Here is a 16,942-nt window from a genome sequence, read left to right on the forward strand (position 1 = left end):
GGGGTCGGCTCCGCTCGGCCTACTGGGGGACCGACGCGGCCAGCTTGCGGCTGACGAACGCGTCGAGGGCGCTGATGGAGCGGAAGTACTCCAGCTCGAGGTCCTCGTTCTCGACGGTGATGCCGAACTCGTGCTCCACGAAGGAGACGAGCTGCATCGCGAACATCGAGCTGACGAAGCTGAGCTCGAAGATGTCCTGGTCGTCCTTGAGGTCCTGCACCGGGATGAAGCGGGAGAGGTACTCCGCGATCCTGGCCTTGTTGTCCGTGCTCATCTCTGTCCGTCCTGTCGTCTTCGGTACGGGGAAGGGGGCGGGGTCAGGGGGCGGGGGCGGTCGGTGCCCGCGCGGCGCCCGGTCAGCGGTAGGTGTGGAATCCCTGGCCGCTCTTCCGGCCCAGCAGGCCGGCGGCGACCATCTTCTTGAGCAGGGGCGCCGGCCGGTACTTGCTGTCGTTGAAGCTCTCGTAGAGCACCTCGACGGACTTCAGGATGGTGTCGAGACCGATGAGGTCGGCGGTCTCCAGCGGGCCCATCTTGTGGTCGAAGCAGGTCTTGAAGATGCGGTCCACGTCGGCCGGCGGCGCGACGCCGTCCTGCACGAGGAAGACCGCCTCGTTGATGGTGAGCATCAGGACGCGGTTGGAGACGAAGCCCGGGACGTCCTCGACGACGATGCACTCCTTGCCCAGCTCCGCGAGGAAGCGGCGGGCGGTGTCGATCGTCTCGGGGGTGGTGTGGTGGCCGCGGATGACCTCGACCATCGGCTTGAGCGGCACCGGGTTCATGAAGTGCATGCCCACGACGCGCTCGGGGCGGCTGGTGACCGAGCCGACGCGGGTGATGGAGATGGCCGAGGTGTTGACGGCGAAGACGACCTCGGGCCGGCAGATCCGGTCGAGCTCCTTGTAGACCTTCTCCTTGATCGCCCATTCCTCGGTCACGTTCTCGACGACGAAGTCCGCCTTGGCGAGCAGTTCGTAGTCGGTCGTGAACTCGATCTTCTCGAAGACCTCGGCGGGGTCCACCGCGGCCTTGCGGTTGAACATGGCGAAGGCCCGCAGGCTGCTGCGCAGCTCCTTGCGCGCGTTCTCCAGGATCTCCTCGGAGACGTCGACCAGGACGACGCGGTGGCCGGTCTGGGCGAGGTTCTGTGCGACGCCGACGCCCATGACGCCGGCTCCGACGACTCCTGCTGTCGTGAATTCCATTGGTGGTCGACTCCGTTAGCGTGCGCCGCGTACGGCGTAGATGTTGTGGATGTCCGTGCCGGCGTACAGCTCGTCCTGCTCGGCGTGCGCGGTGAAGCCGCGGCTCTCCAGGAGCGCCACGAGCCGGGCGACCTCGCCGTCGGCGTCGTGCGCCTCCAGCACCATCTGCTGGATCTTGGGCCAGTCCTCGTCGGCGATGCCGTCGATGACCTGGCGCTCGCTCTTCTGCACGTCGATCTTGATGAGGTCGATGCGCTCGATGTTCTGCTCGCGGATGACCGCGCTCAGCGGGCGCAGCTTCGCGGTGAACTCGATGGCCTCGAAGCGCACGTCCATCAGCTCTTCGGTGTACTCGGCGAGCTGGTCGGCCGCCTCGTCCCCGCCGGCCTCGCGCTGGTTGGCGATGATCGTGCGCAGGTTGTGCTTCTCCTCCGCCTCGTCCGGGTGGAAGGAGGACATGCCGGAGCTGCGCGGGTAGAAGGTGAACCGCGCCTCGGACTCGCTGTCGGAGATGCCGATGTTGAACAGCCGGGCGTCGACGCCGTGTTCGGCGACGTTGCGGCTGAGCAGCTCGAACAGCGGCGGGGCCGGCTCGAAGGTGTAGGCCGTCACGTCCTTGGCCTCGTAGTGCGCGAAGAGCGTGAAGAGGCCGATGTTGCCGCCGACGTCGACCACGGTGGCGCCGTCGGGAAGGGTGATCCCGTTCTTGGCGTAGACGCGGTGGTCGAAGATGTCCTCGTAGAAGTGGAGGGTCTCCGCCTCGTTCTGGTGGGAGACCATCAGGCCGTTGGGGAGCTTGAAGCGGGCGAGGGAGCTTCCGGTGTGCGAGGAGCCGGACCCCTCTCCGGCCAGCGCCTCCTGCGGGTCCCGGCCCTCGCGCAGCGCGTCGAGGGCGGTCGCGGTCCGCGCGAGCGTGGCCCACTCGTAGATCTGGCGCAGCGTCGGCTCGACGGAGAAGGAGCGGCTGATGCGCAGGATCAGGCGGGTGGCCAGCAGCGAGTTGCCGCCGAGCTCGAAGAAGGAGACGTCCCGCGGGAGCTGCTCCTCGGTCTTCAGCAGCCGGGCCCACAGGCCGTGCAGCTCCTGCTCGGTGGCGCCGGGCTCGCCCGCGGCGGCGGCCGGGGCCGGGGCCGGGGCGGCGGTGCCGTCGGTCGCGAGGTCCTGGGCGGGGTGGACCGTCCAGTCCACGGCGCCGCCGGCCAGCCACAGCCGGCCCAGCGCCTTGAGGGCGACGGCGGTGTCGGAGCGGCGCTCCAGCGGGTGGCGCATCGAGGCGATGACGGAGCCGTTGCCGACGCCGCGGACCTCGGTGGCGAGGCTGGCGAGGGTCTGGCCCGGGCCGGCCTCGAGCAGGACGTGCTCCTCGCCGATGGCGCGCAGGCCGTCGGCGAAGCGGACCGGGCTGACGAGGTGGCGGGCCCAGTAGCGCGGGTCGGTGGCCTGCTCGTCGGTGATGAGCTCGCCGGTGACGTTCGAGACGTACGGGATGCTCGGCGCGTTGAGCGTCAGGGTCCGCGCGAGCGCGGTCAGCTCCTCCGCGACCGGCTCCATCATCGTGGAGTGGAAGGCGTGCGTGGTGGCGACCCGGCGGTTGACGACCTCGCGCGTACGCAGGGAGGCCTCCAGCGCGGCGATGTCCTGCTCGGGGCCCGCGACCACGCAGAAGGCGTCGCCGTTGACGGCGGACAGCGAGAGGTTCGGTCCGAGCAGTGCCGCCACGTCCTGCTCCGGCAGCATGACCGCGAGCATGGCGCCCTGCGGCAGCGCGTCGATGAGGGCGGCGCGGCGGGCGACCAGGGTCAGCGCGTCCTTGAGGGAGAGCACCCCGGCCAACGTCGCGGCCACGTACTCGCCCAGGCTGTAGCCGGTCAGGACGGCGGGGCGGGCGCCCCAGCTGCGCCACAGTCCGGCGAGGGCGTACTCGATGACGAAGAGGGCGGGCTGGGCCAGCTTGGTGGCGTTCAGCCGGCGCTCCTCGGCGCTGACCGGGCCGCTGTCGCGGCCGAGCATGCGGCGCAGGTCCATCGCGGGCGCCTTCGCCCCGTCGCCGGCCTGCGGTGCGGCGGCCTGCTCGGCGCCGGCCGGGAAGATCACCTCGCGGATGTCCAGGCCGAGGTCGGGGGCGAGGAGTTCGGCGCAGCGGTCGACCTCGGCGCGGAAGACGGGGAAGTCCCGGTACAGGTCGCGGCCCATGCCCAGGTAGTGGTCGCCCAGACCCGGGAAGAGGAAGGCCAGCGGCGCGGCGGTGGCGCCGGTCTCCTTGGCACCCAGCTCGGCCGGGCCCTCGGGGCCCGTCAGGACGGCGCCGCGGTGCGCGCCGGAGCCGTCGCCGCCGCCCGCGGCGCGCCGGGTCACCGGGGCGGCGGCCGAAACGGCGCCCGCGGCCTTGAGTGCGGCGAGTCCGGCGTCGAGGGAGGCACCGTTGGTCCCGCTGACCAGGTCGAGGTGGAACGGGAGCGGACCGGTCGGCGGACCCGCCGCTTCGTGCCTCTCCTCGGCGGTGATCGTGTTGGGGGTCATACCTCTCCTTGGGTGTGTCGGAAAACCGGGCGAGCGGCCGGATCACGGCCGCTCAGGCCAAAACAGCGGGTGCCGCAGGTGCACGCAAAGCAACCCCGGCCTGGGTGACCGGGGCTGCACATGTGTGAGGAGCGCCCGCGTGCCGCCCTGGTGTCCGTCCGAGGATTCCGTCGTGACCAGCGTGGTCAGGACTCCTTGAGCAGAGCCGGAGCAGCAGTGGACGCGGCCACGGGGAGCTATGCGGCGCGGGTCGGGACCTGGGACTCGGCGTGGGCCTTGGCGAGGTTGAGGGTCGCCGTGCTGTTGCGGCCGAGCGCCTCGCGGACGTAGCGGCGGCATTCGGCGATGCCGGCCTCGGGGCCCAGGACGCGGGCGATGTTCTCCTCGCGCAGCACGACGCTGTGCTGCGAGGTGACGGTCACGCCGGCCGCGTCCTCGACGAGCGACCACTCGCCGGTGTGGGCCGACATCAGCAGGGGCGTCGCCGTCTGCTTGTAGACGATGCGCTGGGCGTGCGGGAAGCAGACGCGGACCGATTCGGTGGTGTGCGAGCTGCCGTCGGCGGTCAGCGTGTCCATGGACATGATCTGCACGCCCGGCTCGGGCTCGGCCAGGTCCAGGCGCGAGACGTGCGGGACCAGCGCGGGCCAGTCCTGGACGCGGTGCAGGAACGCGTAGACGCGCTCGGCCGGGCCGTCGACGCGTACCGAGTCCTCGAAGGACATCACCAGGTCGTCGAGGCGCTCCCAGCCCTCGGCGAGCTGCTTGATGTTGCCGAGCTCGGCAAGGCTGTTGGTGTCGGTGGCGCTCTTGACCCAGGCGACGGAGTCGGGGTCGTCGCCGGCGACCGTGAAGTCGTGGAGCAGGACCAGCCGGCAGGAGGACGCGCCGCGCGGTTCGGCGATCCAGGTGCCGCCCATCGACTCCAGCGGGGCGGCGGGCACCTCCTGGCGGAACTCGATGCGGCGCTGCGCCACGTCCAGGGTGCGCCGCGAGGTCCAGGACTTGATCTCGCCGTTGGCGGTGGCCCACATGCGCAGGTGCTCGCGGGTGCCGTCGGACTCCAGCCGCTCGACGTGGACGTTGGGCGGGAAGTACAGCGGCCACTTGGCCGCGTCGGCGATCAGGCCGTAGACCACCCCGGCGGGGGCGGCGATGGTCACCTCGTGCGTCGTGCGGTGCACACGCTCAGCGGGCATCGTGGAGTCCTGCTTTCCGGATCAGAAGTTGCCGAGGCCGCCGCAGACGTTGAGCGCCTGCGAGGTGATGGACGAGGCCACGTCGGTGGTCAGGTAGCCGACCAGGCCGGCCACCTCCTCGGGGGTGGAGTACCGGCCGAGCGGGATCTTCGCCGTGAACTTCTGCTTGATCTGGTCCTCGGAGGTGTCGTACGCGGTCGCGTAGCCGGTGCGCACGCGCTGGGCCATCGGCGTCTCGACGTATCCGGGGCAGACCGCGTTGACGGTGATTCCGGTGGGGGCGAGCTCGTTGCCGAGGGACTTGGTGAAGCCGACGACGCCGTGCTTGGACGCGGAGTAGGGGGCGCCGAGGACGACGCCCTGCTTGCCCGCGGTGGAGGCGATGTTGATGATGCGGCCGTACGGGGCGCCCTCGAGGCCGCCGTTCTTGAGGACCTCGCGCGTCAGCAGGAAGACGCTGTTGAGGTTGGTCTGGATGACGTCGTACCAGAGCTCGTCGGTGAGGTCGGCGGTCGGACCGCCGCCGCTGCGGCCGGCGTTGTTGACGAGGACGGAGATCGGGCCGAAGGCCGCGACGGCGGCGGCGACCAGGGCCTTGACGGAGGCGGGGTCGCGGACGTCGGCGGCGGCGCCCTCGACCTCCAGGCCCTCGGCCCGCAGGTCCTCGACGGTCTGCTTGACCTTCTGCTCGGTGCGGGCACAGAGGAAGACGCGGTGCCCGCGGCGGGCGAGATCGCGGACCACGGCCAGCCCGATCCCGCTCGTACCCCCGGTGACCAGGGCTACGCGCTTCGTCTCGGTCGTCATCGGTGAACCTCCAGAACGGCGTTGATGCTCCGACCGTGTCCTGAACCGCTTGACGCCCGCACGAACCGCGCTTGAGAACCGGTCGGGGAACGCGCCGCGGGCGGCCGGTTCGAGGTGTCTTCGTTCCCCGCTCGACCCGCGCCGCCGAGGGTGGGGACACTGACCAGATCGGAGTCCTCCATGACCATCCAGGCCGGCATCGGGCAGCAGGCCGCCGCGGCCTTCGGCGCCCTCTACGCCGAGGTCCAGCAGTTCTACGCCCACCAGATGCAGCTGCTGGACCTCGGTGAGGCGCAGCGCTGGGCCGAGACGTTCACCGAGGACGCCGTCTTCGACGTGCCGACGCTGCCGGAGCCGGTGCGCGGCCGGGCGGGCCTGGTCGCCGCCACCAGCCGCACCGCCGCCCAGCTCGCCGAGGCCGGCCAGCGCCACCGCCACTTCATGGGCATGTTCGACGTCTCCGAGCGCCCGGACGGCGCCGTGGACGTCCGCTCGTACGCGATCGTCTACGCCTCCGACATCGGCGGCGCCTCCCAGGTGCACCGGGTGTGCGTCTGCGAGGACGTGCTGGTGCGCGTCGAGGGCGCCCTGCGGGTCGCGACCCGCCTGGTGACCCGCGACGACCTCGCCTGAGGGACCGGCGGACGGATCGTGGACCGGCGGGGCCGGAGCCGTGTCGGCTCCGGCCCCGCCGGCCGTTTCCCGTGGCGCGGGAGGACCGGGCCGGGGAGGGTCAGGCGCGGCAGGCGGGCAGCCCGCCGTGGAACTCGGCCATCTCCCGGAAGAGGGCGCCCACGTCGAGGGGGGCTCCGGGGGCCGCCCCGGCCAGCTCGGCGTACGCCCGGTGCAGGTTCGGTACGAGGCGCTCCGCGTCGAGCAGGTCCGCGAAGGGGCCCGGCTGCGCTTCGGCGGCCAGTTCGAGCGGGCTCAGGCCGGCCGCCGCCCCGCTCTCGGCGAGCTCGGCGATCCAGCGGAAGTAGGCCTCGTTGGCGTCGATCAGCTCGGGTCCGCCGACCGGGCCGTGGCCGGGGACGACGGTCTCGGCTCCCAGGGCGCGCAGCCGCTCCATCGCGGCGAGGGATCCCGAGACGGACCCCATCAGGCAGAAGGGGGCGGCGTTCGACATCACCAGGTCGCCGGCGAACAGCACCCGCTGCTCCGGGAGCCACACGGCGGTGTCGTTGGTGGTGTGCGCGGCCGGTCCCAGGTGCAGCAGTTCGGCCCGTACGCCGCCGATGTGCAGGGTCAGCGCGTCGCGGTAGGTGACGTCCGGGAGCGCGAGCTCCAGGTCGCCCCAGCAGACGTCCGGCCACAGGCCGGTCAGGTGCAGTCCCGCCAGGTCCATCATGGTGCGGGTCTGCTCGTGGGCGATCACCACGGCCTCGGGGAAGAGGTAGTTCCCGAAGGTGTGGTCGCCGTGGAAGTGCGTGTTGACCAGGGTCCGCGGGGGCTCGGGGGCGAGCCGCAGCACCTGGTCGCGCAGGTGGCGGGCGCGCCGCTCGGTGGCCGCGGTGTCGACGAGCAGGCTGTGCCCGTTCCCGCCGGTGACCAGGCCCGCGTTGTTCAGGCACCAGCCGCCGTCGCCCTGGACGTAGGCGAACACGCCGTCGGCGATCTCGGTGGCGGCGGCGTCCGCCTCGGCGGCCGGCGTGCGGCGCGGGTCCGGAACGCGGGGCCGGGCGGGCAGGGTCTGGGGCTCAGGCATGGACGGCCGCCCGGCTGCGCAGGCGTTCCAGCAGGGCGAGCGCTCCTCCGTCGTGGATCACGGCCCGCGCGGCGGCCAGTGCCTCGTGCCAGTCGCCGGTGGTGTGTCCGGCGACGGCGAGGGCGGCGGCGCTGAGGCAGACGGCGTCCTCGGCCTCGCGGGGCCCCTCGCCGCCGAGCACGGCGCGGAAGTGGGCCACCGGGTCGGCGCCGCGCGGGCGCAGGCCCTCCAGGGTGCCGGGGGCCAGCCCGAGCAGGGCCGGGTCGAGGGTGAACTCGTCCTCGCCGACGGCCTCGTAGACGTGCACCCGGTTCGGGGAGCAGCCCAGGAGCCCGTCGGCGCCCAGGTCGTTGCCGGCCAGCCACACCCGGCGGCCGTCGGCGCGGGCGGTGTGCGCGGCGGCGGTGCGCAGGGCGGGGGCCAGGCGGGCGTCGCAGACGGCGGTGACCTGCGCGGAGACGGGCATGTCGGCGAGGAAGGGGCCGAGCGCCTCGATGCAGCGGCCGAGCCCGCTGACGTCCAGCGGCAGCGCGGCGCGGGCCAGCAGGGTCAGTTCCACCGGGTAGACGAAGGACCCGGCGAAGGCGATGCCGCAGTCCTCCAGCGTCTCGTGGGTCTCCTCGTACGACCGGGTCAGCGGGATGCCGAGGCGCTCCAGCAGGCCGGCCGGGCCCGCCGGGGAGAGGTGCGCGTGGAATCCGGTCTTGACGACCGGGGTGCCCACCGCGGCGGCGGTCACGGCGGCCGCGGTGGAGAGGTCGAAGGTGCGCGGTCCGCCGCCGGTGCCGGTGATGTCGACCGCGCCGTCGAAGGCCCCGGGGCCGCCTCCCCTGCGGCCCGCCTGGCCGGGGCGGCGCTCGGCGAGCGAGTCGAGCAGGGCGGTCAGCGTGGTGCGGGCGGGCAGCGCGGTGGACAGCGAGGCGAGCAGGGCGACGGCCTCGCCCCGGCGCAGCTCGCGGTCGTGCCGCGGTCCGTGCCCGTGCAGCCCGTCCCAGAACGAGCGCCACACGGGCAGGTCCACCGGCCGGTCCTGCCCGGTGAGGGCGGCGACGGCGTCGTGCATGGCTACGCGGCCTCCGCCTGCAGCCGGGAGGCGTCCGCGATGAACTCCTCGATGGCCGCGGCCGACCGGAAGAACTCCGGGTCCAGGACGAACTCGTCGGTGTTGATGTGGTGGACGTCCTCCAGCCACGTGATCACCTTGAGCAGGCCCAGGCTGTCGACGACGCCCGCCGCCAGGAAGTCGAAGTCCGCGTCCAGCTCACCGGCGGGGACGTCCGGCAGGAACTCGCGGACCATGAACTCCTTGATGGCCTGGATGCGTGGCATGTCAGCTCTCCTTGGTGAGGGGGTACGGGCGGCCCGGTCGCGGCCGGGCGGCTCAGGCGGTGACGCGGACGGAGAGGGCCCGGTTGACGAGCTCCAGGTACTTGCGGGGGGTCTCGGCCTCGTCCATGGCCTCCTCGTCGAGCGTGATGTCGTACTGGCGCTCGATGAGCCCGGTGGTCTGCAGGAGCGCCAGCGAGTCGTAGCCGAGGTCGTAGAAGAGGGTGTCGAGGACGTGGGCGCCGTCCAGGTCGACGCCCTCGTCCTCGCCGGCGCAGTCGCGCAGCAGGCGGGTCAGGTCGGTCAGCTCCAGGTGCCGCATGGGGTCTCCTCTTGGCGGTTCGGGGTTCGGGACGGGTGGGCGGGGCGCACCGGGCGGTCAGGCGGCGCGGACCACGGCGGCGGCGTTGAAGCCGCCCCGGCCGCGGGCCAGCACCAGGGCGGTGCGCAGGGCGGTACCGGTCCGCGGGGCGCCGGTGACCAGGTCGAGCGGGCAGTCGTCGGCGGGGCGTGCGGTGCCGGTGGTCGGCGGGATCACCTGGTCGCGCAGGGTGAACAGGGCGGCGGCGAGGTCGAGGGAGGCCCCGCCGGACAGGAGCCGTCCGGTCATCGACTTGGGGGCGGTGACCGGGACCCCGCGGGGGCCGAACAGGGCGGTGATCGCCTCGGCCTCGGCGCGGTCCGCGGCGCGTTCGCCCGCGGCGTCGGCGAAGACCACGTCGACGTCGGTGGCGGCCAGGCCCGCGTCGGCGAGCGCCAGGCGGGCCGCGTCGGCGAGCCGGGGCGTGTCCGGGCCGTCGAAGGTGGCCGCGTATCCGGCGAAGGAGCCGTAGCTGCGGGCGCCGCGGGCGCGGGCGCTGTCGGCGTCCTCCAGGACGAGCAGGGCGCCGCCCTCGCCGACGACGTGGCCGGTGGCCTCGGCGTCGAAGGGCAGGTAGGCGCGGGCCGGGTCCGGGACGTGGCTCATGCGGCCCCCGGCCAGGTGGGCGGCCCAGCCCCACGGGCAGAGCGAGGCGTCGACGGCGCCGGTCACCATCAGGGTGGCGCCCTTGCGGAGCTGGCGCCGGGCCTGGGCGACGGCGTCGAGCCCGCCGGCCCCCTCGGTGACGATGACGCCGCTGGGGCCGCGCAGCCCGTGGCGGATGGAGATCTGGCCGGAGTTGACGGCGTAGAACCAGGCGAAGGACTGGTATGCGCTGACGTACTGGCCGCCCTTGCTCCACAGGGCCTCCAGCTCGCGCTGGCCGAACTCGTAGCCGCCGGCGGAGGAGGCGGTGACCACGCCCGCGGCGTACTCGGGCAGCTGCGCGGGGTCGGCGCCCGCGTCGTCGAGGGCCTCCTTGGCGGCGGCCAGCGAGAGCCGGGTGACGCGGTCGGTCTGCGGGAGCAGCCGGCTGGGGACGTGGTCGGCGTCGACGAAGCCGGGGATCTCGCCGGCGAGGCGTACGGGGTAGCGGCTCGCGTCGAACCGGGTCAGCGGCCGGATGCCGCTCTCGCCCCGCAGGACCGCGTCCCACCAGGCCTCCGCGCCCAGCCCGTTGGGCGCGGTGACGCCGACGCCGGTGAACACGGCGGTGGCGGCCCGCGCCGGGGGGCCGGACGGGTCGGGCGTGGGCGCGGTCATGCGGCTTCCTTCAGGCTCGGGCGGTTGAGGACCATGGCGCTCTGGAAGCCGCCGAAGCCGCTGCCGACGCTGACGACGGCGTCGGTGCGCCGCTCGCGGGCGGTGAGCGGGGTGTAGTCCAGGTCGCAGTCCGGGTCCGCCTCGTGCAGGTTGGCGGTGGGCGGCACCGTGTTGTGGGTGATGGCCAGGGCGCTGGCGGCCACCTCCAGGGCGCCGATGGCGCCGAGCGAGTGCCCGATCATCGACTTGATGGAGCTGACGGGGACCTCGTAGGCGCGCTGGCCCAGGCTCCGCTTGAAGGCCGCGGTCTCGTGCTTGTCGTTCTGCTTGGTGCCCGAGCCGTGGGCGCTGACGTAGTCGACGGCGGAGGCGTCCAGCCGGGCCTCGGCGAGCGCCGCGGTGATGGCCTCGGCCATCTCCGCGCCGTCGGAGCGCAGCCCCGTCATGTGGTAGGCGTTGCTGCGGCTGGCGAATCCGGAGATCTCGGCGTAGATCTTGGCGCCGCGGCGGCGGGCCCGTTCCAGCTCCTCGATCACGAGTACGGCGGAGCCCTCGCCGAGGACGAACCCGTTGCGGGTGCGGTCGAAGGGGCGCGAGGCGGTCGCCGGGTCGTCGTTGCGGGTCGAGGTGGCGCGGATCGCGTCGAAGCAGGCCACGCTGATCGGCGAGATGGGGGCCTCGGTGGCGCCGGTGAACATCACGTCGGCGGAGCCCTCGCGGATCAGCTCGACGGCGTGGCCGATGGAGTCCAGCCCGGAGGTGCAGCCGGTGGAGACGAGGGAGACCGGTCCCTGCGCGCCGCTGTCGCGGGCCACTTCGGCGGCCAGCGAGCTGGGGGCGAAGTAGTCGTAGAGGTGCGAGACGGCCCGGGAGTGGTCCACCTGCCAGAGCCGGCCGAGCTCGCTGACGGCCGCGTACTCGTTGTCGAGGCCGGTGGTGCAGCCGACGGCGCTGCCGAGGCTGACACCGGTGCGCAGCGGGTCCAGCCCGTCGCCGACACCGCTGTCGGCGATCGCCTCGCGGGCGCTGGTCAGCGCGAACAGGGCGGCGCGGTCCAGGCGGGCCGCCTCCCGCGCGTCGAACCCGTGGGCGGCCGGGTCGAAGTCGGCCTCGGCCGCGATCCGCGACCGGAAGGAGGAGGCGTCGAACAGGGAGATGGCGCGGGTCGCGGTCCGGCCGGCCGTGAGCAGCTCCCAGAACTCCTTGGTGCCCACGCCTCCCGGGGAGACGACCCCGATTCCGGTGATGACTACCCGTCTCATCGACTGTCCTTCACTGTGTTTCCTCCACGCCTGGCGCCGGGCGGGCTCGCACCGCGGTACGGGTCCAGTAGTGCGAGCCTCGCGCCTCGGGCTGGAGCACGGCTAGAAGATCCGTCCACGCCGCGGGCACGGCCGCCGGGCACGGCCGCCGGGATCGGGCGCCGGGATCAGCCGCCGGGATCAGCCGCCGGGGTCGGGCGCCGGGATCAGCCGCCCCAGCGCACCAGGGCCGTCCCCATGCTCATGCCGCCGCCGAATCCGGCGAGGAGCACCAGGTCCCCCTCGGCCGGTCCGCCCCCGCCGCGCACGGCGTGGTCCAGCGCCAGCGGGATGGAGGCGGCGCCGGTGTTGCCGTGGAACTCCACCGGAAGGTGCACGGTGGCCCGGGTCAGCCCGAGCGGCTCCAGCAGCGAGCGCAGCATCTCGCCGTTGGCCTGGTGCGGGACGAAGTGGTCCACGTCCCCGGGACCGAACCCGAAGGTGCGCAGGATCTCCTCGACCGCGCCGGGCAGTTCCCGTACGACGAAGTCGCGTACGTCGCGCCCCCGCATCGCGAAGTAGTGCTCGCCGCGGGCCACCGTCTTCAGGGCGGCCGGCGTGCGGCTGCCGCCGGCGCCGACGCCGATCAGCCCGTGCAGGCTGCCGTCGGTGCGCAGGCCGGTGCCGAGCAGGCCGTGGCCCTCGCGGACCGGCCCGAGGACGACGGCGCCGGCGCCGTCGCCGAACAGGGGGGCGGTCCTGCGGTCGGCGGGGTCGACGATCCGCGAGTAGACGTCGGTTCCGACGACCAGGACGGGGCGGCGCCGGCCGTCCGCCTCGGGGGCGGCCAGGAGCCGGGCGCCGGTGTGCAGGGCCGCGGCGAAGCCGCTGCACACGGCGTTGACGTCGAACGCGGCCGCGTGGCGGGCGCCGAGCCGGTGCTGCACGAGGGCGGCGGTGGCCGGCTGGGTGTGGTCGGGGGTGGAGGTGGCGACCACGATCCAGGCGAGGTCCTCGGGGTCGGTGCCGGAGGCCTCCAGGGCCCGCACGGCCGCCTCGGCGGCCAGGTCGGAGGCGGCCTCGTGCGGGGCCGCGTACCGCCGCTGCCTGACGCCCGTCTTGCGCTCGATCCACGCGGGGGTCACCCCGACGCGGGCGGCGATCGTCTCGTTGGGCACGATCCGCTCGGGCAGGTAGGAGCCGGTGCCGAGGATGCCGACGGACCCCAGTCCGGGCGAGTGGACGCTCACGCGGCCACCGCCACGGGCCGCGCCAGCGCGTCGGTGACCGCGGCCGCGACCTCCTCGAGGCGGTCGCTGAGGAAGAAGTGCCCGCCCGGCAGCACCCACAGCTCGAAGCCGGCCCGGGTGTGGTCGCGCCACCTGTCCACCTTGCCGACCTCGGCCATGTGGTCGGCGTCGCCGGTGAGGGCGGTGATCGCGGTGCGCAGCGGCGGGGCGGTCCGGAAGCGGTACTCGCGCACCGCCCGGTAGTCGGTGCGCAGCGGGGGCAGCAGCATGCCGCGCACCTCGGGGTCGTCGAGCAGCCCGTCGTCGGTCGCGTTCAAGGCGCGCAGTTCCGCGACGACTTCCTCGTCGGTGCGCGGGAACCAGGCCTCGTACTCGTCCTGGCAGGGGGCGGGCCGGCCGGAGACGAACAGGTGGGCCGGGCCCCGCCCGGCCGCCTCCGTCCTGCGGGCCACCTCGAAGGACAGCATCGCCCCCATGCTGTGCCCGAACAGCGCGTAGGGACGCCCGTCGTCGAGCCGCAGCAGCTCGGCGGTGATCCGGTCGGCGAGCCGCTCCAGGGAGGTCTCGCCCGGTTCGGAGCGGCGGTCCTGGCGGCCCGGGTACTGGACCCCGAACACGTCCACGGCGGGCGAGAGCATCGCGGCCAGGGGGTGGAAGTAGCTCGCGGACCCGCCGGCGTGCGGCAGCGCGAACAGCCGGACGGGCGCCAGCGGGGCGGGCCGGTAGTTCCTGAACCAGGGACTTCCGTCGGTCGTTCGCGTCATCGGATCTCCTCATTCCCGGACAGAGCTCGAAACCCAGCGTGCGGGTGGGGCCGCCGGATCCGGATCCCCTGGGACCCCCCTAGGCCCGGCCGCCGTCCGGGATTAGGGGCACGTCTGGGGTGCCGGAAAGCGGGCGGCCGTTCCTACGTTTGGCTGAGGCGCTCCTCGACTTCAAGGGACATCACGTGGACGAGATCATCAGTGCTCTGCTCTCCGAGGACGCGGGCCCGGGTGACTTCCAGCACCTCCGGCTGCCGGAGACCTACCGGGGCAACGTGGTCCGCAAGGAAGACATCGGCATGTTCGAAGGCATGGCGACGGCGGACAAGGACCCCCGCAAGTCCCTGCACCTGCAGGACGTGCCGACGCCCGAACCGGGCCCCGGCGAGGCGCTGATCGCCGTCATGGCGAGCGCCGTGAACTACAACACCGTCTGGTCCTCGATCTTCGAGCCGCTGGCGACCTTCGGGTTCCTGGAGCGCTACGGCCGGCTCAGCGAACTGACCAGGCGCCATGACCTGCCGTACCACGTGCTGGGCTCCGACCTGTGCGGCGTGGTGCTGCGCACCGGCCCCGGCGTGAACCGCTGGCAGCCCGGCGACCGGGTGGTCGCCCACTGCCTGTCCGTGGAGCTGGAGTCCGCCGAGGGCCACAACGACACGATGCTCGACCCGGAACAGCGGATCTGGGGCTTCGAGACCAACTTCGGCGGCCTGGCGGAGCTCGCGCTCGTCAAGTCCAACCAGCTGATGCCCAAGCCCGAGCACCTGACGTGGGAGGAGGCCGCCTCCCCGGGCCTGGTCAACTCCACCGCCTACCGCCAGCTGGTCTCCCGCAACGGCGCCGGCATGAAGCAGGGCGACAACGTCCTGATCTGGGGCGCCAGCGGCGGACTCGGCTCCTACGCCACCCAGCTGGCCCTGGCCGGCGGCGCCAACCCCGTGTGCGTGGTGTCCAGTCCGCAGAAGGCCGAGATCTGCCGGCGGATGGGCGCGACCGCGATCATCGACCGCAATGCCGAGGGCTACAGGTTCTGGAAGGACGAGGACACCCAGGACCCGCGGGAGTGGAAGCGCTTCGGCAAGCGCATCCGCGAGCTGACCGGCGGCGAGGACGTGGACATCGTCTTCGAGCACCCGGGCCGCGAGACCTTCGGCGCCTCCGTCTACGTCACCCGCAAGGGCGGCACCATCGTCACCTGCGCCTCGACCTCCGGCTACCGGCACGAATACGACAACCGCTACCTGTGGATGTCGCTCAAGCGGATCGTCGGCTCGCACTTCGCGAACTACCGCGAAGCCTGGGAGGCCAACCGCCTCATCGCCAAGGGCAAGATCCACCCCACGCTGTCGAAGGTCCACCGCCTGGAGGACACCGGCCAGGCCGCGTACGAGGTCCACCAGAACCTGCACCACGGCAAGGTGGGCGTCCTGGCGCTGGCCCCCGACGAGGGACTGGGCGTCCGCGACCACGAGCTGCGCGCCCGGCACCTCGATGCCATCAACCGGTTCCGCGGCGACAACGACACCGAGGAGGCCGGCCAGTGACCGCGCAGCGCACCCCGATCACCGGGATCGTCGGACTGGGCACGCTCGGCGAGGCGCTGCTGCGCCTGGCCCACGAGGCCGGGCACGAGGTCATCGCGGTCGACTCCGCCCTGGACGCGGTGGACCGCACCGCCCGGCGGCTCAAGGCCGCCGACGCCGCCCGCACGGGCGGGGGCGCCGAGGCCGCCCGGCCCGCCGTCACCCTGACCACGGACCCGGCGGCCCTCTCCCGGGCCGAGCTGGTGATCGAGGCCGTTCCCGAGGACGAGGCCGCCAAGAAGGCCGTGCTGCGCGACATCCTCGCCCGGTGCGCGCCCGGCGTGCCCGTCCTGACCACCGCCACGACGCTGTCGGTGCCCCGGCTGGCCATCGCCGCGGGCAGTCCCGGATCGGTCGCGGGCCTGCGGTTCTTCACGCCGCCCGCCGCCGGCGGGCCCGTCCTGCCCGTCCACTCCCCGCTGGCCTCCCCCGCCACCGCGGCGGCCCTCGACGCGCTGGTGGCGGAGCTCGGCCTGCGGCCCGCCGCCGTCACCGCCCCGGCGGCCGCGGACGCCGACGACCTGGTGCTGGCCTACCTCAACCGCGCGGCGATCCTGTGCGACGAGGGCTACGCGAGCGCCCGGGACATCGACACCGCGATGCGGCTGGGCTGCGGTCTTCCGCTGGGCCCGCTGGAGACGCTCGACCTCATGGGCATCGACTCGGTCCACGCGGCGCTGCTCGCCCGGTGGCGGCGCACCGGGGACTGCGCCTTCGAACCGTCTCCGCTGCTCAGCCGGATGGTCACGGCCGGCCGCCTGGGCCGCAAGAGCGGCGAGGGCTTCGCCGCGTACGACGAACTGGGCGCGGTGGTGACCCCGCCGGCCGGCGGCCCGGGCGCGGGCACGGCCCGGCCGGTCACCCGCGTCGGCGTGGTCGGCTCGGGCGCCATGGCCCGCGGCATCGCCGAGGTGATGGCGGCCGGCGGCCGGCACACGCTGCTGGTGGCGCGCGGCGCGGAGCAGGCCGAGCGGGCCCTGGCTGCCATCGGCGACTCGCTGACCCGCCGGGTGCGCAGGGGCCGGATCACTCCCGCGGAGCGGGAGGCGGCGCTGGCCCGGCTGGAGACGGCGCACGACCTGGCGGCGCTCGGCGACCGCGAGCTGGTCGTGGAGGCCATCGTCGAGGAACTCGACGCGAAGCGGGTGCTGTTCGCCCGCCTCGGGGAGGTCTGCGCGCCGGGCACGGTCCTGGCCACCACCACGTCGAGCCTGTCGGTCGCCGCCTGCGCCGAGGCGTCGGGCCGCCCGGCGGACGTGATCGGCCTGCACTTCTTCAACCCGGCCCCGGTGATGCGGCTGGTGGAGCTGGCGTTCACCGACCAGGCGCACGCGGACGCGCTCGCGACCGGCCGGGCGCTCTGCCGGGAGCTGGGCAAGACGACCGTGGACTGCCCGGACCGGACCGGATTCATCGTCAACCGGCTGCTGTTCCCCTACCTCGGCGACGCGCTGGAGCTGCTGGAGCGGGCCGGGACGGACATCGCGGCGACGGACGCGGCCGTCGAGCAGGGCTACGGCTACCCGATGGGGCCGTTCGCGCTGCTGGACACGATCGGGCTGGACGTCTCGCTCGCCATCCAGGAACGGCTCTTCGAGAGCTTCGCGCTGCCGGAGCTGGTGCCCTCGCGGGCCCTGTCCGAGCTGGTCGCCGCGGGCGCGCTGGGCCGCAAGAACCAGCGCGGCTTCCGCACCGGGGAACGCCGCGGCTGA

General features: G+C 73.5%; 16 protein-coding genes. 3 read left to right on the forward strand and 13 right to left on the reverse strand.

The features are described from left to right. Positions 1–19: 19 nt before the first annotated feature. The 5 genes from AB0D66_RS23775 to fabG form a co-directional block, all read right to left on the reverse strand. On the reverse strand, positions 20–274 hold the full coding sequence (locus AB0D66_RS23775; RefSeq protein WP_069924400.1) for an acyl carrier protein: 255 nt from the start codon (positions 272–274) through the stop codon (positions 20–22). An 82-nt stretch (positions 275–356) separates the two neighbouring features. After that, positions 357–1,208, reverse strand: a complete 852-nt coding sequence (locus AB0D66_RS23780) for a 3-hydroxyacyl-CoA dehydrogenase NAD-binding domain-containing protein (protein WP_215143814.1) — start codon at positions 1,206–1,208, stop codon at positions 357–359. A gap of 15 nt (positions 1,209–1,223) precedes the next feature. Next, entirely contained in the window at positions 1,224–3,728 is a 2,505-nt protein-coding gene (locus AB0D66_RS23785) for an FkbM family methyltransferase (protein WP_362306921.1), read from the reverse strand. Positions 3,729–3,964: 236 nt separating this feature from the next. Next, positions 3,965–4,927, reverse strand: coding sequence for an aromatase/cyclase (locus AB0D66_RS23790; protein ID WP_362306924.1), 963 nt, complete (start codon positions 4,925–4,927; stop codon positions 3,965–3,967). A 21-nt stretch (positions 4,928–4,948) separates the two neighbouring features. Further along, positions 4,949–5,734 (reverse strand): 3-oxoacyl-ACP reductase FabG, encoded by a 786-nt coding sequence (fabG, locus tag AB0D66_RS23795; protein ID WP_362306927.1) that lies wholly within the window; start codon positions 5,732–5,734, stop codon positions 4,949–4,951. A 180-nt stretch (positions 5,735–5,914) separates the two neighbouring features. Here fabG and AB0D66_RS23800 point away from each other — a divergent pair, with 180 nt between their 5' ends. After that, complete coding sequence (locus AB0D66_RS23800) at positions 5,915–6,367, forward strand: nuclear transport factor 2 family protein (RefSeq protein WP_362306930.1); 453 nt, start codon at positions 5,915–5,917, stop codon at positions 6,365–6,367. A 100-nt stretch (positions 6,368–6,467) separates the two neighbouring features. On the opposite strand, the gene AB0D66_RS23805 is transcribed toward AB0D66_RS23800, so the two are convergent. The 8 genes from AB0D66_RS23805 to AB0D66_RS23840 all read right to left on the reverse strand — a co-directional run bounded on the left by AB0D66_RS23805 (position 6,468) and on the right by AB0D66_RS23840 (position 13,644). Further along, complete coding sequence (locus tag AB0D66_RS23805) at positions 6,468–7,439, reverse strand: MBL fold metallo-hydrolase (protein WP_362306933.1); 972 nt, start codon at positions 7,437–7,439, stop codon at positions 6,468–6,470. Continuing rightward, entirely contained in the window at positions 7,432–8,502 is a 1,071-nt protein-coding gene (locus AB0D66_RS23810) for a hypothetical protein (protein ID WP_362306936.1), read from the reverse strand. The genes AB0D66_RS23805 and AB0D66_RS23810 overlap by 8 nt, the downstream gene beginning before the upstream one ends. Positions 8,503–8,504: 2 nt before the next feature. Continuing rightward, a complete protein-coding gene (locus AB0D66_RS23815) occupies positions 8,505–8,768 on the reverse strand; it encodes an acyl carrier protein (protein ID WP_362306939.1) in 264 nt (87 codons plus the stop codon). Positions 8,769–8,820: 52 nt separating this feature from the next. Then, positions 8,821–9,087, reverse strand: coding sequence for an acyl carrier protein (locus AB0D66_RS23820; RefSeq protein WP_362306942.1), 267 nt, complete (start codon positions 9,085–9,087; stop codon positions 8,821–8,823). Between the two features lie 57 nt (positions 9,088–9,144). After that, the gene (locus AB0D66_RS23825) at positions 9,145–10,389 is read right to left on the reverse strand and encodes a ketosynthase chain-length factor (RefSeq protein ID WP_362306944.1); all 1,245 of its coding nucleotides are present in this window, start codon (positions 10,387–10,389) and stop codon (positions 9,145–9,147) included. Next, positions 10,386–11,651, reverse strand: coding sequence for a beta-ketoacyl-[acyl-carrier-protein] synthase family protein (locus AB0D66_RS23830; RefSeq protein WP_362306947.1), 1,266 nt, complete (start codon positions 11,649–11,651; stop codon positions 10,386–10,388). Before AB0D66_RS23830 ends, AB0D66_RS23825 begins: the two co-directional genes overlap by 4 nt. A 206-nt stretch (positions 11,652–11,857) precedes the next feature. Next, positions 11,858–12,880, reverse strand: a complete 1,023-nt coding sequence (locus tag AB0D66_RS23835) for a ketoacyl-ACP synthase III (protein ID WP_362306950.1) — start codon at positions 12,878–12,880, stop codon at positions 11,858–11,860. Next, positions 12,877–13,644 (reverse strand): alpha/beta fold hydrolase, encoded by a 768-nt coding sequence (locus AB0D66_RS23840; RefSeq protein ID WP_362306953.1) that lies wholly within the window; start codon positions 13,642–13,644, stop codon positions 12,877–12,879. The genes AB0D66_RS23835 and AB0D66_RS23840 overlap by 4 nt, the downstream gene beginning before the upstream one ends. Before the next feature lie 185 nt (positions 13,645–13,829). On the opposite strand from AB0D66_RS23840, the gene ccrA reads away from it, so the two are divergent. Both ccrA and AB0D66_RS23850 read left to right on the forward strand, forming a co-directional pair. Further along, positions 13,830–15,191 carry a crotonyl-CoA carboxylase/reductase gene (gene ccrA, locus AB0D66_RS23845; protein WP_362306956.1) on the forward strand — a complete coding sequence of 454 codons (1,362 nt, stop codon included), beginning with the start codon at positions 13,830–13,832 and terminating at the stop codon, positions 15,189–15,191. Next, on the forward strand, positions 15,188–16,942 hold the full coding sequence (locus tag AB0D66_RS23850; protein ID WP_362306959.1) for a 3-hydroxyacyl-CoA dehydrogenase family protein: 1,755 nt from the start codon (positions 15,188–15,190) through the stop codon (positions 16,940–16,942). Before ccrA ends, AB0D66_RS23850 begins: the two co-directional genes overlap by 4 nt.

It is taken from the genome of Streptomyces sp. NPDC048270 (assembly GCF_040652335.1).
Lineage (GTDB): Bacteria > Actinomycetota > Actinomycetes > Streptomycetales > Streptomycetaceae > Streptomyces.

Coding starts and splice junctions, on each gene's coding strand:
- AB0D66_RS23775 (WP_069924400.1), bottom strand. CDS start 274: ATGAGCACGGACAACAAGGCCAGGATCGCGGAGTACCTCTCCCGCTTC.
- AB0D66_RS23780 (WP_215143814.1), bottom strand. CDS start 1,208: ATGGAATTCACGACAGCAGGAGTCGTCGGAGCCGGCGTCATGGGCGTC.
- AB0D66_RS23785 (WP_362306921.1), bottom strand. CDS start 3,728: ATGACCCCCAACACGATCACCGCCGAGGAGAGGCACGAAGCGGCGGGT.
- AB0D66_RS23790 (WP_362306924.1), bottom strand. CDS start 4,927: ATGCCCGCTGAGCGTGTGCACCGCACGACGCACGAGGTGACCATCGCC.
- fabG (WP_362306927.1), bottom strand. CDS start 5,734: ATGACGACCGAGACGAAGCGCGTAGCCCTGGTCACCGGGGGTACGAGC.
- AB0D66_RS23800 (WP_362306930.1), top strand. CDS start 5,915: ATGACCATCCAGGCCGGCATCGGGCAGCAGGCCGCCGCGGCCTTCGGC.
- AB0D66_RS23805 (WP_362306933.1), bottom strand. CDS start 7,439: ATGCCTGAGCCCCAGACCCTGCCCGCCCGGCCCCGCGTTCCGGACCCG.
- AB0D66_RS23810 (WP_362306936.1), bottom strand. CDS start 8,502: ATGCACGACGCCGTCGCCGCCCTCACCGGGCAGGACCGGCCGGTGGAC.
- AB0D66_RS23815 (WP_362306939.1), bottom strand. CDS start 8,768: ATGCCACGCATCCAGGCCATCAAGGAGTTCATGGTCCGCGAGTTCCTG.
- AB0D66_RS23820 (WP_362306942.1), bottom strand. CDS start 9,087: ATGCGGCACCTGGAGCTGACCGACCTGACCCGCCTGCTGCGCGACTGC.
- AB0D66_RS23825 (WP_362306944.1), bottom strand. CDS start 10,389: ATGACCGCGCCCACGCCCGACCCGTCCGGCCCCCCGGCGCGGGCCGCC.
- AB0D66_RS23830 (WP_362306947.1), bottom strand. CDS start 11,651: ATGAGACGGGTAGTCATCACCGGAATCGGGGTCGTCTCCCCGGGAGGC.
- AB0D66_RS23840 (WP_362306953.1), bottom strand. CDS start 13,644: ATGACGCGAACGACCGACGGAAGTCCCTGGTTCAGGAACTACCGGCCC.